Here is a 16,590-nt window from a genome sequence, read left to right as displayed (position 1 = left end):
TGCTGTCAGGCGCGCGGAGGAAAGCCGGAAGAGAGCACGGTCTGGCAGGTGGTAGCGACTCCGCGGTCGACAATAAAACCGCGGCCGGCGCGCCACGCGGGGTCGGGTTGCAGCCGAACGCCCAGAAGCTCGCCATCGTGCTGTTTTGAAGGTGCCAGAACCAACCCCATGCCGGCCGCTTGAACGTGCCTGGCCAGAGGAAGTTGGTGCAGGGCAGGGCCAAACGTTGCTGTCAGTACGATGCCGGCGACACGCCCTTGCAAGTCACTGAGGGCCTGGCGGCCCTGGGCGTCGAGGGAGTCTGCGTCGTCCACCAGGAGCACACTTCCGGGATCCAGCTTTCCCGCACCGGCCTCTGCCGCGGTTGAAGTCCAGAACGTTGCCGCAGATGCTGCATCCGGCGGATAGAGCCACGGGGTCTCCGGGTTCAAGCACACCAACGACCCAAGAAGGGTGCTCTTGCCGGAACCAGGCCCGCCCAGGACAAGGCTGACTCCCTTGTCCCGGAGGGGGAGGGCAGCGGGCAGCGCCTCGTCACCAGCAACGCCGATCCAAAGGGGCTCTGGCCGCCGCCTGCCATCCGCCGTTCCAGCGGCCGATACCAAGGAGATCTTGGACGCGTTGCCCGACGAGGCTGTTGCGGGGGCGGGGTCCCCAAGCGGCTGGAGTGCTGGACCCGACTCAGACCTTGACGTGGACCGTGCTGCCATGCGGCTAAGGAAGTCCTCGCGTGTCAGCAGGTGGGGGAGACGCCGCAAACGAAATGGCGGTTCGGCCGTAGCCAGATCCCCAAACGGCCAGATCCCGGCTAGGGGCGGCTCCCTGAACTGTGCTGTGGACGTTTGACCTTCGACGACGTTTCCCATCACGGCAGCCCGCCCTCGAACGGGTTCCAAGGCGGGAAGACGGGGCCAGTGGAACCTGGACTCGTCTGTTGTCCCCAAAGGGAAATAGGCGCGATTCGGGATCGAGGCAATCAGGCGGGAACTGACCAGTTCCCGTTCACCGGAAATCAGCACTACGATGCCCATGGGGCCTCCGTCCCTGACGATGTCGTGCAGAATGCTCTCCGCCCACTCGTGAGGGCCGCCTCGGAAGGCCGTTGACCAGGAGCACCAGCCAGCCACCATCAGCACCAGCGGCGAATAGCTCCCCTCGACGCCACCCAGGGCACGCCGCCGCTCCATTTCAGCGGCCAACCGGGTCAGGATCCGTGCCGCGAAGCCCACTTGATCGGCACCGGCGAAGGCCGCAATTCCTTGATGCGTCTCCAGCTGACCCAGCAGGCGGTTCGCGTCCAGAATGTAGAGGCATGGCTGGGGCGCCTGGGTGGCCAGCATTGCGGCGATGGCCCGGAAACTCTCCTGCATGCCACCTGAAGCAGTGCCAATCAATGCCAGGTGTCCATGGACGGCGGGCATCCAATTAAGGCCCTCAACCCGTTGCTGCGCAGGCCTGTCGAGCAGAGCCACAGGTCCCACCCGCCATGGTCCTTGATCAGGTTCATGCCTCCCGTGAAGTTCAGTCCCAGGCGGGAGTTCGTCATCCCAAGAGATGGACTGTGGCAAGGGTGCTGCGATGGGGCTTCGGGGAGAAGGGGTGCCCAGGTGCCGCCAAGCTTCATTGACAATGGAGACCAAACGCCCGGCGCCCGTATTGGCCAGCGATGTGCGGCCAGAACCGTCGACGTCCTGACTGCCGACGTCCTGACTGCCGAAGGGTTCGCGGAGTGCTTGGGCAGCAGACCGGATAACCAGGTCGAGCACGCCGCTTTCCGGGGACGATTCTTCGGACCTGGTCAACGCGCGACTGGAGTGCGGAACATCCAGGGAAGCTGCCTGGAACTCTTCGGGCTCCTTCGCTGCCGTGGCAAGGAAGGCCCGCCCTGGAACATCAACGCCAATGGACGCAGCAGCTTTCGAATTAATGATGTCTACCGACTCCATCTCCGACTGCACTCGAAGCGCAATACTGGACGTCACGTTTGCCCGGATGTCCGCGGTCAACGCCCCTTGGGGGCGCTGAGTCGCCATGACCAGATGGATCCCGAGGGAACGTCCGATGGTCGCGACCCGCATGAGTTGGTGGAGCGCGGCCGGATCCTCGTCGACGAGGATCCGGAACTCATCGATGACAAGGATCAAGTGCGGGAGCCCCGAGTCCTGGGAGCCCTCCATCCGTTGGTATTGCGCGAGATCCGTCGCCCCGCTGGCCGCGAACAGCTTCTCGCGGCGCCTGATTTCTCCACGCAGTGACTCCAATGCCCGATTAAGATGCTCCCGGCCCAGATCCGTCAGGATGCCAACGCAGTGCGGGAGACCCGCTAGCGGACCCAGCCCTGAGCCGCCCTTGAAATCGAAGAACAGAAAGGTCGCATGCTCCGGTGGGGCGCTCAGTGCGATGGAAGCGACGAAAGTTTTCAGCAGTTCGGACTTTCCAGAGCCTGTCGTGCCCGCAACCAGAAGGTGCGGACCGTCCAGCTTGAGGTTGAAGGTGACGGGTCCGCCCCGACCTTCTCCCAACACAGCTGTCAGGCCATTTTTCCCGGAGGCAGAGCGCCACCTGCTGATGATCCGTCGCTGGCCGCAAGGAAGCAGGGCCCCCAGTGAGGAACGGTCTGGAAGAGCGCCAGGATTGCTGGGCTCTTGCGTGCTCAGCCTTGCGGCCACGATTCGGCAGAAGCGATCGAAAACCGCTGCCGGAACGAGGTCGGGTACAAAGTCGATGCGCTCGCCGCCCGACTCGAAGGTTGCAGCCACGCCCGAAGGGTCGAGGGTGATGGCGCCCCGGGACCCTGCAATTTTGGCGTGGCAATGCAGTACTTGCCACTGCGCTTGATGCGAAGCCTGGATGAAATGGAGAAGAGCGTCATTCTCTTGACTTGCAGGGCTCTCCATCACAATGACGGTGCCCGGCCGGCCATGCCGCAGCGTCTTCAAAGCAGCCATGGCCGCGTCAGTGTCTGCAGCGAGTGTGACCTGGGGGAGGAACCGGGCACTCAGGGGAAGGTTTTCGACTGTCCCCAACAACAGGATGGGAGCTGAGGCCGAACCAGGAAAACTTGCAAGCTGCATGACGATGAATCGAAGCAAGGCCGCCACGTGCTCCCGGCTGCCTTGTATGGACGCTCCCGGATGGCCAGGGTCCATGGCGACGGGGCACCAGCCGACTGGTGGGGGTGAGAAGTGCGGGTCATCGGGTACGACACGGATATTGGCGAAGGATTGGGCAGTGCCCAGCCGTAACCATACTGAGTGGTCCTCCGGGACAGGTCTTGTATTGGATTCGGGTGGGGGAGTCCCCGATTTCCCGCCCGGCCCAAAAACCCGAACGCCAACGTCCCCGGCCACCGAAGGAATGTGGCTGGCCACCAGTATTTCAGCGGCAGAGGGCGAGCGACGGCGGCGTCGGGCAATGTCTTCGCCCACCGCGTGATCAAGCGCACGGCGGTATTCCTGCCGTCCTCCCCTTCCAAGAATCAATGGGAGAACCAAGCCAAGGGCGGATATTGCAGAGAACCCCAAGTACATCCACATCCCGGTAGCCGCTGCGAGACCGACCCCAGCAAGCAGAGGCAAACCTGCGGTAAACGCGATGGTGGCACGGCTCCCGTGGTTCTTTGCGCGGGGCACCTCGATTGGTTCCTTGACCGAACGACCCGCATCCGCTGCGAGGGCGGGAAAGCTCTCGTTGTCCGGTGCGACGCTGAAAGTTGTATGCCCGCAACGGACGGTGGAGTGGGATGTGATCAAGGCCCGGCGGACGGGCCGACCGTCCACATGGATGGGGTTCGCTGCAGCAACGGTGGCTGCTTCCAAGCGTTCCCCCGAGACATCCAGCAGGGCATGTTCCCTGGACATTCCGGGGTCGGGTAGCGAGATACCGGCAGCTCCCCGACCGATGTGGTGTTGCCCACGCGGAATCCGGTAGACAGAGCCTGCACCAGGGCCGGTATGGGTGAGCAACATCAGAGGCAACGGCGCGGGCGATGTCCCGGCCGGCGGCGTGGCACCGTCCACGAGCACAGCGCCCGACACAAGAGGAGGCACGCCCACAGTCAGGACGGCGAGACGCTGGCCCGCTACTGAAAGCTGCCCGGTGTTCCGGACGGCCTCGAGCATGGACTCCACGTGGGCGCCGGACGTGCCTGCCGGTACTGTGATGGTCAATTCCTCCGGATCCGCTGACGTGCGCGCAGTGGGACTCCGAACCAGTGTGCACTCCAACATCATTGCCCCGCCCTCCCTTTGCGCGTACCACCATCGTTATGGGGCACACGGGCAAACCGCAGCACCCCATCGGGTGTATGTGGACAACTTTGGGCTTGAACGGACAAATGCCGCCTTGACGCCGCTGCTTGGTGTCTCAGCTAAGATGAGACTCGTTGTCGCGTGTGCTCAATGAGGAAGGACCTTCACCGGTGATAGTGGTTGCGGAGAGCGCCGATGTTTCAGACAAGGCGGTAATTGGTGATGGATCAAAGATTTGGCATCTGGCCCAAGTCCGCGAGCAGGCCGAGTTAGGCGTCAATTGCATCGTCGGACGAGGTGCCTACATCGGCACCGGAGTCAAGATGGGGGACAACTGCAAAGTTCAGAACTATGCGCTTGTCTACGAGCCCGCGGAACTGGAGGCCGGCGTCTTTATTGGACCGGCCGTAGTCCTGACGAATGACACTTACCCCCGGGCAGTCGCCCCGGATGGAACGCTGAAGAGCGCCCATGACTGGGAGCCCGTCGGGGTCACCATTCGTGAGGGCGCATCCATCGGCGCCCGTGCAGTTTGTGTCGCACCCGTCACCATTGGACGGTGGGCCACTGTGGCAGCAGGTGCTGTTGTGGCCAAGGACGTCCCTGATTTTGCTTTGATGGTCGGAGTTCCGGCCAAGCGCCATGGTTGGGTCGGCAAGGCCGGCTTCCCGCTGCAGCGTAGCGGTGACAACTGGGTATGCCCGGAAACCGGCGCCACATATGTTGAACAGAACGAGACCCTTCGAGAGGTAGAGGCATGAGCCCCGAATTCATTCCCCCCGCCAAGCCCATCATCGGTGATGACGAGCGCAAGGCAGTAGAGGCTGTTCTGGCCTCCGGCCAGCTTGCACAGGGTTCGGAGGTCGCGTCCTTTGAACAGGAATTCTCGCAGGTCCTCCTTGACGGCAGGGCAGCTGTAGCCGTCAACTCCGGAACCTCCGGATTGCACCTCGGCCTTTTGGCTGCGGGCATCGGCCCGGGCGACGAAGTCATTGTGCCCTCATTTACCTTTGCTGCCACGGCCAACTCCGTGGCTTTGACGGGCGCTACCCCTGTCTTCGCAGACGTGGACATCAACCACTACACGCTGGATCCCGCTTCCGTCGAGTCGAAAATCACTGACCGAACGGCCGCCATCATGCCCGTTCACCTCTACGGCCACCCTTTTGACGTGGACGGAATCGGGGCTGTCGCTGCCAAGCATGGAGTGAAGGTCTTTGAGGACGCCGCCCAGGCGCACGGCGCAGCTGTCAACGGCCGCAAGGTGGGTACTTTCGGCGACTTCGCCATGTTCAGCTTGTACCCCACGAAGAACATGACCTCCGGCGAAGGCGGCATGGTCAGCACCGGTTTGGCCGACGTCGAACGCCGGCTTCGGTTGCTCCGCAACCAAGGCATGGAGCGCCAGTATGAAAATGAATTGGTTGGCTTCAATGCCCGCATGACCAACATCCACGCAGCCATTGGTCGCGTGCAGTTGACCAAGGTCGAAGGCTGGACCAAGACCCGCCAGGAGAATGCTGCGTTCTTCGATGCAAACATCGAAGGTGTCGTCACTCCGAAGGTGGTTGAAGGCTACGAGCACGTTTACCACCAGTACACCATCCGGATCGCCGAAGACCGTGATGGTTTCGCCAAGGCTTTGCGCGAGGAGTACAACGTCGGTTGCGGTGTCTACTACCCGATCCCCAACCACCGCCTCGCTCCGTTCCAGACCTCCGATGACCTGCCGGTCACCGAAGAAGCCGCAGCAACTGTGCTGTCCCTGCCTGTGCACCCCTCGCTCAGCCAGGATGATCTCGACAGGATCGTCGCTGCTGTCAACGCCGTTGCAAAGGCAGGTAGCTAGTGGCAAATCTGCGCGCTGGCCTCATCGGGCTTGGAATGATGGGTCGTCACCACGCACGCGTTATCCGCGAGCTTGAGGGTGTTGACCTTGTCGCCGTCGCTGATTCTTTTGGAGACCCCCACAACGTTGCCAGTGGCCTGGAGGTTTGCAATTCCGTCGAGCAACTCATCGAACAGGGCATCGACATGGCGGTTGCCGCCGTGCCGACGATCCTTCACGAAGAAGTTGCCCTGCAGCTGGCTGAGGCCGGCGTGCACTGCCTGGTGGAAAAGCCGATTGCCAACGACTCCCTTTCCGGTCGCCAGATTGCTGAGGCCTTTGATTCCAAGGGCCTGATCGGCGCCGTGGGGCACATCGAACGCTTCAACCCCTCCCTGCAGAGCCTCCGTGAACGGCTTGCCAATGGCGACCTTGGTGAGGTCTACCAGATCTCTACCCGACGCCAAGGCCCCTTCCCGTCCCGGATTGCCGATGTTGGCGTGGTCAAGGACCTTGCTACCCACGACATCGACCTCACGGCATGGTTGGCCCAGAGCAACTTCGTCAACGTCGTTGCACACACCACTTCCAGGAGCGGTCGTGAGCACGAGGACATGGTCACTGCGATCGGGCACCTCAAGGACGGCGTAGTAACCAACCACATCGTCAACTGGCTTTCCCCCATGAAGGAACGCACGACGGTCGTCCTCGGTGAGCGTGGCGCCTACATCGCCGACACGATTTCCGCGGACCTGACGTTTGTCGAGAACGGGACCTTCCAGACTGACTGGGATTCCATCGCGGCATTCCGCGGTGTCTCCGAGGGATCATCAACCCGTTTTGCCTTGGCCAAGCGTGAACCACTGAAGATGGAGCATGAGGCTTTCCGTGACGCTGTCCTGGGCAAGTCCATGAACATTGTCACAATGGCCGAAGGCCTTGAGACCCTGCGCGTTGCTGAGGCGGTCCTCAAATCAGCCGAAACGGGCGCGGTCGTCGCGCTGTAGCGCGGCTGGATTTTTGCACATTTGAACGGGAGGCTGGCGGAGGCCACGCCTCCCGTTCGTTTTTCCGGTCAATCGTCGGCCTCCTTCCGCGCGCTCCCGAATCGGGATTCGATCGTAACGTCGGGTAGCCTTGACCAGTAGACGTGGGCATTTTTGTGCCCGCACGCCAATACACAGGAGAGTTTGTGAACGCTGATCTCGTCGTCGTCGGCTCGGGTTTCTTTGGCCTGACCATTGCAGAACGCGCCGCTACCGAGTTGGGGCTGAAGGTTGCGGTGCTTGATCGCCGCCACCACATTGGTGGAAACGCCTACAGCGAGAACGAAGCGCAGACTGGAATTGAGGTGCACCGCTACGGAGCCCACCTCTTCCACACGTCCAACGAACGCGTCTGGGAGTACGTGAACCGGTTCACCACCTTCACGAACTACCAGCACAAGGTTTACACCAGCCATAAAGGCGAGGTGTATCCGATGCCCATCAACCTGGGCACCATCAACCAGTTCTTCCGCTCGGCCATGAGCCCCACCGAAGCGAAGGCACTTATCGCCGAGCAGGCCGGTGAACTCGCCGGTACTGATCCGCAGAACCTGAATGACAAGGGTATCCAGCTGATCGGACGCCCGCTCTATGAAGCATTCATCAAGCACTACACGGGCAAACAGTGGCAGACGGACCCCAAGGACCTGCCCGCCGAGATCATTTCCCGGCTTCCGGTTCGTTACAACTACGACAACCGCTACTTCAACGACACGTACGAAGGGCTGCCGGTAGACGGATACACGGCCTGGATCGAGCGGATGGCGGACCACCCCAACATCGAGGTTGTCCTCAACACGGACTTCTTCGACGACGGCGAGTTCGGCCGGTCTTCCGTGCTTGGACAGGTGCCGGTCATCTACACGGGCCCCGTGGACCGCTACTTTGACTACGCAGAAGGTGACCTCTCCTGGCGCACCATCGACCTTGAAGAAGAGGTCCTGCCCATTGAGGACTTCCAGGGTTGCGCAGTGATGAACTACCCGGATGCCGGGGAAAAGTACACGCGTATCCACGAATTCCGTCACTTCCACCCGGAGCGCGACTACACCAAGGACGCGACGGTCATCATGCGGGAGTTCTCGCGTTTTGCGGAGAAGGGCGACGAGCCGTACTACCCGGTCAACACTTCCGACGATCGCCAGAAGCTGCTGGCCTACCGCGATCTTGCCAAGGGCGAGAAATCCGTTCTTTTCGGTGGCCGCCTCGGAACTTACAAGTACCTCGACATGCACATGGCGATCGGCTCAGCATTGTCCATGTACGACAACAAGATCAAGCCGCACTTCACCGGCGGCGCCAAGCTTGAAAGTGGGGGAGTGGACGCGTGACCACCACAACAAACGAAAGCCAGGAGACTGCCATGACGGCTTCCACCGACGTGAACGCCCCCGGTTCGACTGAACAGAACCTGCGGATTGTCCAGCGTGTCATTTTCCCGGCGAACCGCGACCTCGACACCCTCCCTCTTTATGTAGACCCGGACACAAGCACAGTACAACGGAGTGGCCGGGGAAGCTCCGATGTGCAGGCCGTAGGCATGACCCGGCAGCTGCACCCGGAAGACATCCTCGACCGTGGTTCCGTCCAGGTCCGCCGTGGCGAGCGTCTTTCCTTCGGTTCTTACTTCAACGCTTTCCCGGCCAGCTACTGGCGCAAATGGACCATTGCCACAAAGACTGTCCTTCACCTCGAAACCGAGGGCGAAGGAACAATCATTGTCTACCGCTCCAACGCCCGAGGTGCGTCCCAGCGTGTGGATTCCGTGTTGGTCGAAGGTTCCGCCTCGAACGACTTCGAACTGACGCTCGCCCCGTTCGGCGACGGCGGTTGGTACTGGTTTGACCTGATCGCCGGCGGCGACGGCATGACCCTTAAGAGCGCTCACTGGGCCGTTCCGGATGAGGGTCGCGCCCAAGGGCGTGTGACCTTGGGCGTCACCACCTTCAACCGAGCGGATTACTGCCTCGAAACCATTAAGGCGATTGACGCAGACGCCGGTCTTCGGGAAATTCTTGCCGAACTGATCATCGTCGACCAAGGAAACAAGAAGGTCGCCGACGAGGACGGCTTTGACGCTGTCGCTGAATCCATGGGAGACCAGCTCAGGATCATCAACCAGGGCAACCTGGGCGGTTCGGGTGGTTTCGCGCGCAACATGTACGAGATGCTCGTTTCCGACAAGAGCGACTACGTCATGCTGCTCGACGACGACATTGAGCTTGAGACAGAGGGCGTGATGCGCGCAGTGGCGTTCGCCGATCTCTGCCGCAAACCGACCATCGTTGGCGGACACATGTTTGACATGTACAACAAGTCCGTCCTTCATGCCTACTCAGAGGTGGTCAACTTCTACAGGTTCCTTTGGGGACCCGTTGAAGGTCTGGGCAATCATGACTTCTCCCAGGCAGGCCTGCGATCCACGCCCCAGCTGCACCGCCGCTGGGATGCCGACTACAACGGTTGGTGGATGTGCCTCATCCCCAAGGCCGTGGTCGAGACCATCGGGCTCTCCCTGCCGGTGTTCATCAAGTGGGACGACGCCGAATACTCGCTCCGTGCCAGGGCGGCCGGCTTCCCGACCGTGACACTTCCGGGCGCAGCGGTATGGCACGTCTCATGGGCAGACAAAGACGATTCCGTCGACTGGCAGGCCTACTACCATGAGCGCAACCGGCTCATCGCTACGCTGCTGCACTCCCCGTTCCCCAAGGGCGGACGGATCCTCCGCGAGAGCCTGAACACGGACATCAAGCACTTGGTGTCGATGCAGTACTACCCGGAGCAGGCCCGCGTCATGGCCCTGCGGGACGTTCTCGCCGGTCCCGGTGAGCTCCACAAGCAGCTGCCCACCACCATGCCGAAGCTTCGGGCCATGCGTGAAGAGTTCCCCGACTCCCAGGTCAAGACCGACCCTGCGGCCTTCCCGGAAGTTTTCCTTAAGCGCCCGCCCAAGAAGCCCCAGTCCTACAAGCAGCCCGGTGCGCTCGGTTTGCTGCCATGGGCAGTGAAAACCGTCCTGAAGCAGACGCTGGCTCCCGTCCGTGACACAGCCAAGGCCAACCCGGAAGCCCAAGTGGCGCACCAGGATGGAAAATGGTGGAGCCTGGCCCACCTCGACAGTGCCGTGGTTTCGAACGCTGACGGCACGGGAGCCTCCTGGCACCTGAGGGACCCCAAAATGGCCCGCCAGTTGGTGGTTGAGTCGGCCAAGCTCCATGCACAGCTATTCTCCAACTGGGAGACCCTTCGCGCGCAGTACCGCGACGCCCTTCCGGAGATTACCTCCATGGAATCCTGGCGGGAAACGTTCGAAGCATCGGAGCCTAACAAGTAGCAATGGCCACTTCCACTGATACATATGCTGTTCCAGGGGTAGGTGCTGGTCTGCTCGACGTCTATCGACGCCGGTACCTCCTCAAGTTGATCGTCCGCAAGGAACTCCGCGTCCGTTACCGGGGCTCGGTCCTGGGACTGGCGTGGTCTTACGTCAAGCCGCTGGTCCAGTACGTGGTGCTGTTCTTTGCTTTGGGCATCGTGCTGCGGGTGGGGGATCAGATCCCCAACTACGCGCTGTACATGTTCTCCGGCGTCATCGTCATTAACTTCTTTTCAGAAGCTTTCTCGAATGCCACGCGTTCCATCGTCTCCAACGCTGCGTTGGTAAAGAAGATCTACCTGCCGCGTGAGTTGTTCCCGGTTGCTTCAGTGTGGGTGGCCGCTGTCCATTTCCTGCCGCAGCTGGTGGTCCTGCTCGCAGCAGCCCTGCTCACAGGCTGGCATCCGGACATCCTGCAGCTCATCGGGGCAGCATTGGGCTTCGTCATTGTGGCTGTCACGGCGACGGGTCTTGGGTTGCTGGCCGGTGCCATAAACGTTTTCTTCAGGGATGCCGAGAACATCGTCGACATGCTGATGATGATCGTCACCTGGACCTCACCCGTTCTTTACGACTGGACCATGATCCGGCGTCTGGCCCCGGAATGGGTATTGGTGATTTATCAACTGAACCCGATCACTGTAGCCGTGGAATTGTTCCACTGGGCCTTCTGGTATCCAACAGTCAACCGACCCGTTGAACTCCCTCCGCATCTGATGTGGACTGGACTGCTCGGTCTCGGGATGGCTGCATTGTTCCTTATCATCGGCCAGCTCGTGTTCCGACGGCTCGAGGGCCACTTTGCGCAGGAGGTCTAAATGGGTGCTGCCGTAATCGTCAAGGACCTCAAGAAAACGTTCAATCTGCGCCATTCGCACTCCTTGAAGGAGACGTTGGTTTGGCTGGTTAAGGGACGGCGGGGCGATCTCACCAGAAAGTTCGACGCCCTCCACGACGTGAGCTTTGAAATCCAGCCAGGGGAGACTGTGGCCCTTCTGGGCTTCAATGGTTCGGGTAAGTCCACCCTCCTGAAGCTGATTTCCGGCGTTATCCTTCCCGACAAGGGGACAGTCCGCACGAAAGGTCGCGTAGCGGGGCTCATCGAGGTGGGTGCGGGCTTCCACCCGGACCTGTCCGGGAGGGAGAACGTGTTCCTGAACGCCGCAATCCTTGGCATGACGGAACAGGAGATCAACGAGAAGTTTGAGGACATCGTCGCCTTCTCCGAGATCGAGCAGTTCATCGACACCGAGGTGAAGTTCTATTCTTCCGGTATGTTCCTGCGTCTGGCTTTTGCCGTCGCGGTCCACACCCAGCCGGACATCTTCCTGGTGGACGAGATTCTCGCCGTCGGCGACGAGCCCTTCCAGAAGAAGTGCCTCGCCAAGATCAAGCAGCTTTCAGACGAGGGCCGGACTCTGGTTGTAGTCAGCCACGACCTCGACATGATCTCCAGGATCTGCGACAGGGGAGTGGTGCTTTCATCCGGCACCGTGCAGTTCGAAGGGCCCGCCGAGGAAGCAGTGGCCTGGCTTCGCGAGCACTGATGTTCTGAGGCAGCGAACTCCCGGTCATCGGGTCTCGATGCCATCAAAGAAAGGCCACCGTGCCTCTGTTTCGCAGAGGAACGGTGGCCTTTTTGCGTACCATCACTCCAGCAAAGCGCTACGTAAGTCAGGACGCCCTGGCGGGGAGCATCAGGGGAGAGTGAACCCAGCACGCCGGACACCCAGCAAGGGCAGCACCCCGGAAGTAGCAGGCCCCGGGCCCCCATGCGTATGAAAAGAGCGCCCACACCCGTAGGCGTGGACGCTCTTTCCCGGACTGGGGGCGTTGGAGCTACACAGTGACCTTTTCGGCCGGTTCTGCGACTATCAGCCCAGCGGACTTTCCACGGCGATAGCGCCGTACGTAGTGGAAGACGGTGAACAGCAGAATCCCGAACCACGCAACTGCCTGGGCGGCCAGTCCCATGGTGAGTCCCGGCGTCGTGAAGGAGATATCAACGGACTTGGCGCCGGCAGGGATGTCCACCATGATGACGCCGGCGGGTCCTTGAGCGAGGTTTTGCGTCTCGCCGTCGACCTTGACGGTGTAACCGGGCCAGGCGAGTCGCGCGAACGTCAGTTTTCCAGCATTGCCGGTGCCTGAAAGCTGGACGTGTTCGTCGTTCCCTGTCCGCACTGAGTCCTGGACGGTGATGCCGTCAGAAACCCATGAGACGGTGCCGGGGTGCGGCAAGGGGTTCTGCCGCTGGAGGATGGTCCGGGTCTCGTCTGACGCCACGATCGACCATCCCGGCGCGATGTCGAGCTGGTCGGGCGCGATGAGGGTTTTCTGGACGGCGACGGTTTCGACCTGGAGGACGTCAGCCAAGGTGGCGTCGATTTCGGGCGATGCCTGTTTGAACAGCTCAGTGTAGGCAAGCGGGCACGTTTCGCCGCGGTAGTTCATGCACAAGGCGTTGACGTACGTCGTGAAGCTGATTCCGCTGTAGCGGCCCATGCTGTTGTTGACGTCAGCGTTGAGGATCTGGTTTCCGTACAGGAGGCGACCCTCGGTGAATTCGGCTCCCGTGATCTTCATGGTGTTGAAGACCTGGATGGTGTTTCCCTTGTAGTTGCTGGTGGCGTCACGAAGCGTATCGGCGTCCACGGGGGAGCCGATGCCTGCCACTGCGTTGTTGGGAACGAACTGCCGGGACTGCATGCCCAAAGTGGCGATGGTTCCGAGCACCATGACAGCGGCCAGTCCACGGTAACCGAACCGCTTCCAGCCCAGTATCGCGAGCACCACCAGCACCAAAGTGACGGCCAGCGTGAAGAACTGCCACTTGCCACCCTCCGGCACCATGGACCATGCCCGGTAGGTTCCGAATCCAAGGATCGCGACGGTGATGAACAACCGCTTCTTCCACGCAGTGGTTTTCAAGCCTGCCGATGCCACCACGGCCACAAGGACAATCACGCCCAAGTACACATACTCGATGAGTCGGATAGGCCAGCGGAAGACCAGTACCTGGGACGGGGCAAACGTCAGGAGGAAGTAGATGCCGGTAATGATGTAGATGCTGAAGATCTGGCGGGAGCGGTTCCTGAAGCTGCGGAAATCAAGCCATGGAAGCAGCGGCAGGACGAACCATGCCAGGTAGCTTGAGGGAACGTTGTCGATGGGAGCCCAGAAGTTGTTGATCCGGGGCCTCATGGACGAGGTACTCATCGTCAGGAGGGACGACATGTCCGGCGAGAGGAACAGATCGTTCAGGATCTCGCTCTGCTGACGCACCGTAACGGCAGAGCTGAGGGGCAGGGGGAAGTAGACCAGGACTGCGGTCAGGCCCACGAGGGCGCCCACGATGACGATCGGGATAAGTCGTCGCCAGTGCCGCATCAGCATCAGCTCGATGGCCACTGCTGCAAGGACGAGAATGACGCCGATGGCTCCGTACGGATTGCCGGCTGTCATGGTGAGGAAGCCCAACAGGAACGGCAGGAAGGGAGAGGTGTTGCGTCGCGCGTAACGGCGGACGGACCACCAGAAAACCGTGATCCAGGCGAAGGCCATGAGGCCGCCAGGCCAGCGGGCCGCCTCATAGAAGAGGGTGAATCCGCTGAATGGAATCGCGACGCCGGCAGCAAGGGCCAGTGGCCTGTTTGACCCGTAGTCCCGGGCGAGCATGTAGGTTCCGAAGGCCAACAGGGCAATGAACTGGACGATGATGAAGTAGCTCGCCAGCGACAGGTTCTCGAAGTTGGAGACTATGACCGAGTTGACGATGTTGACGGGATTGAATATCCCGTAGCCAACCTCCGCGACAATGTTGCCGCCAACCCAGCCGCCCGGTTCCATCAAAGGGAATCTGCCCGAACGAATTTCCTCACCCATGTGCCGCCACAAGGGAAGGAAAGACTGCATCATGTCGTCCCAGTAATAGAACGTGGGATTGAAGAGCCTGGGGATGATGGACGAGATTGCCGCGATGACGGCGGTAACAATGCCCCAATGCCAATCATGCTTCATGAGATAGCGCCGTCTGGTGACCGGCGGGCGCTGGGCAGTGGCCTCGGAGGTTACTGCTGTCATGGTCGTACCTTGCTCCTTAGCGCGCGGCATAAGTTTGATTATCGGCCCGAAGAACGCCCGGGAATCGTGGATACCCGGGCGCGGAAAAGACCCACAGCATCAGCTGTGCTCTGAGGTGGAGTCTCCGGGAGTCTTGGAGGCGGACTGCCGCCACCGGAAGTGCACGAACGCGATTCCTACGCAGAGCAGGTCCGCAACAGTGAACATGATCCGGGAAAGCGCGGCAATGGCGGTCGCGGCACCGGCGCTCATCATCCCGGCCAAAGCGAGGATCAGGATGGCTTCCCGTGCGCCAACGCCGGCGGGCAGCAGGAAGGCCAGCACCCCGAGGGTCATCCCAAGAGCGAGGGCACCTGTGAGGACCAGGAATGTGGCCAGGTCCAGGGTCGCCTCGTGACCTACCAGGATCCACAGGTGCAGGCCGAAGCACAGGTACATGAGGACGCCGAGGATGAAGGCTTTGACCATGGTGTTGGCCTGAATCCGCTCAGGCAGCGGTGGCCGGCGGAATACCTTCAGCACGAAGTTGACCAGGAACGTCACAACGTTGGGGTTCATCGCCAGAATCACGACGGGAAGGATGACGTACAACCATTGCAGGTTCGGTTCCCTTTGGACAAGGATTGGCAGGGCTGAAGCTCCAACCACCAATGCTGCGCCGATGGTGATGCCGGTGCTGACCAGGGAAGCCACGAAGACCTGCGCCCGCGCGATGCCGTTCTTTCGGCCGAGCTCCATCTGCAGGACAAACGCCCAGACGGAACCGGGAAGATACTTGCCGATCTGGCCGACGAGGTAAATCTGGTTAAGCACCAAGCCTTGCGGCTCGATGTCCACTGACCTCAGCAGGCTGGCCATGACAACCCGCCACATGTACATGCCCAGAAGAACACCGGGAATGAGGGCAAGCAGCGAAAGCAGCACTTGCCACCATTGCAGGGCAAAGACGGTGGCTTGGACCTGTGGCCACTGGACTGCGATGAAATACACGGCAGCGGCAAAGACGATGACCACGAGGGCGCGACGGGCAAAATCCACCAGTTTGGCTTTGGTGGTCTTGACGGGAGGTTGTTCCAGGTTCACGTCGTTGTCGTTTGACGGTGTTTCTGCGATCGATCCCGTCATGGGGCGTGTGTCCCCGCGCTGGGAGCAGCTGCCAGTTCGCCCTTGCGCCGGCGCATGGCCACCAGGCCCTTGAACATCTTCACGACGTCGGCAGTCCGGATGGTGGTTTCGCCGGGTTCGTCATCGGGCGCCAAAGTGACGGGCACTTCCACGATGTCGAAGCCCTGTTTTTCAGCGGCGTAGACAACCTGGGTGCTGAAAAGGAAGCCAGGATCGTCAAAACGCTCCACCATGCTCCGCAACCAGCCGCCGTCGACGATGAGCGTTCCTTGGGAGTCACCGACCTTGGACCCGAGAATCACCTGTCGGAGAGTCTTGAATCCGAAAGTGGTGAGTCCCCGGAGGGGGCTGCGCTGGATGTTTGAGTTCTTGTGCGCCTTGGAACCTATGACCACATGTGGTTTTGGTTCAAGTTTGGCGTCCTCGTCAAGATCATCGGTCCCGAAGGGGAGATCATCGGCCGTAAGGAGGACACGGCGTCCGGAACTGGCCTCGATGCCCCTCCGGTACGCGTTTCCCATCCCTTTTTCGCTTTGGAGAACGTGGAACTTCACGTGTGGAGTATCCACCGCGTGCTCGCGGGCAACCTTGAGTGTGTTGTCGGAAGATCCGTTCTCCACGATGATGATCTCGGAGTTGCCACTGGTTAGATAGCCGGAAAGGCGCGCCATTGTTGCCGCCAATATCCGTTCTCCGTTATAGACCGGGATCACAACGGAGAGATCCGGTTGGCCTGCCTGGTCGAAAGTCAAGACTCTCCTCGGTAGTTCGTGCCGACGAAATCTTGACGCCAGCCGCAGCCCGCAACGCTGGCGTCACGAGGTCCTTGCAAACCCTCAGTCTAGTTCATTCCGGCAAACGTTCTGCGGAAGCGCGGAC

At 61.0% G+C, this 16,590-nt stretch carries 11 protein-coding genes; 7 read left to right on the top strand and 4 right to left on the bottom strand.

Annotation, left to right across the window (positions count from 1 at the left end):
- Nucleotides 1-5 precede the first annotated feature (5 nt).
- The gene (locus IEY62_RS01240) at nt 6-4,169 is read right to left on the bottom strand and encodes an FtsK/SpoIIIE domain-containing protein (protein ID WP_229784980.1); all 4,164 of its coding nucleotides are present in this window, start codon (nt 4,167-4,169) and stop codon (nt 6-8) included.
- 224 nt (nt 4,170-4,393) lie between these two features.
- Between IEY62_RS01240 and IEY62_RS01235 the strand changes: the two genes are divergently transcribed.
- The 7 genes from IEY62_RS01235 to IEY62_RS01205 all read left to right on the top strand — a co-directional run bounded on the left by IEY62_RS01235 (nt 4,394) and on the right by IEY62_RS01205 (nt 12,050).
- Entirely contained in the window at nt 4,394-5,011 is a 618-nt protein-coding gene (locus IEY62_RS01235) for an acyltransferase (protein ID WP_404594044.1), read from the top strand.
- Nucleotides 5,008-6,099, top strand: coding sequence for a DegT/DnrJ/EryC1/StrS family aminotransferase (locus IEY62_RS01230; RefSeq protein ID WP_189013220.1), 1,092 nt, complete (start codon nt 5,008-5,010; stop codon nt 6,097-6,099). The genes IEY62_RS01235 and IEY62_RS01230 overlap by 4 nt, the downstream gene beginning before the upstream one ends.
- Nucleotides 6,099-7,085 (top strand): Gfo/Idh/MocA family protein, encoded by a 987-nt coding sequence (locus tag IEY62_RS01225; protein WP_189013218.1) that lies wholly within the window; start codon nt 6,099-6,101, stop codon nt 7,083-7,085. Before IEY62_RS01230 ends, IEY62_RS01225 begins: the two co-directional genes overlap by 1 nt.
- Nucleotides 7,086-7,270: 185 nt before the next feature.
- Complete coding sequence (gene glf / locus IEY62_RS01220; RefSeq protein ID WP_189013216.1) at nt 7,271-8,455, top strand: UDP-galactopyranose mutase; 1,185 nt, start codon at nt 7,271-7,273, stop codon at nt 8,453-8,455.
- The gene (locus IEY62_RS01215) at nt 8,452-10,461 is read left to right on the top strand and encodes a glycosyltransferase (RefSeq protein WP_189013214.1); all 2,010 of its coding nucleotides are present in this window, start codon (nt 8,452-8,454) and stop codon (nt 10,459-10,461) included. Before glf ends, IEY62_RS01215 begins: the two co-directional genes overlap by 4 nt.
- 2 nt (nt 10,462-10,463) lie before the next feature.
- Entirely contained in the window at nt 10,464-11,321 is an 858-nt protein-coding gene (locus tag IEY62_RS01210) for an ABC transporter permease (protein ID WP_018776421.1), read from the top strand.
- Nucleotides 11,322-12,050, top strand: a complete 729-nt coding sequence (locus IEY62_RS01205; RefSeq protein ID WP_189013212.1) for an ABC transporter ATP-binding protein — start codon at nt 11,322-11,324, stop codon at nt 12,048-12,050.
- Between the two features lie 292 nt (nt 12,051-12,342).
- On the opposite strand, the gene IEY62_RS01200 is transcribed toward IEY62_RS01205, so the two are convergent.
- From IEY62_RS01200 to IEY62_RS01190, 3 genes are all read right to left on the bottom strand, one after another.
- Nucleotides 12,343-14,586 (bottom strand): glycosyltransferase family protein, encoded by a 2,244-nt coding sequence (locus IEY62_RS01200; RefSeq protein ID WP_189013210.1) that lies wholly within the window; start codon nt 14,584-14,586, stop codon nt 12,343-12,345.
- A 99-nt stretch (nt 14,587-14,685) separates the two neighbouring features.
- Nucleotides 14,686-15,711 carry a lysylphosphatidylglycerol synthase domain-containing protein gene (locus IEY62_RS01195; RefSeq protein WP_189013209.1) on the bottom strand — a complete coding sequence of 342 codons (1,026 nt, stop codon included), beginning with the start codon at nt 15,709-15,711 and terminating at the stop codon, nt 14,686-14,688.
- Complete coding sequence (locus IEY62_RS01190) at nt 15,708-16,463, bottom strand: glycosyltransferase family 2 protein (RefSeq protein ID WP_189013206.1); 756 nt, start codon at nt 16,461-16,463, stop codon at nt 15,708-15,710. The genes IEY62_RS01195 and IEY62_RS01190 overlap by 4 nt, the downstream gene beginning before the upstream one ends.
- Nucleotides 16,464-16,590: the final 127 nt, after the last annotated feature.

This window comes from Paenarthrobacter histidinolovorans (assembly GCF_014647595.1).
Classification (GTDB): Bacteria; Actinomycetota; Actinomycetes; order Actinomycetales; family Micrococcaceae; genus Arthrobacter; species Arthrobacter histidinolovorans.
Note: the sequence above shows the minus strand (reverse complement) of the source record. Positions and strands in the feature narration are given on the sequence as shown.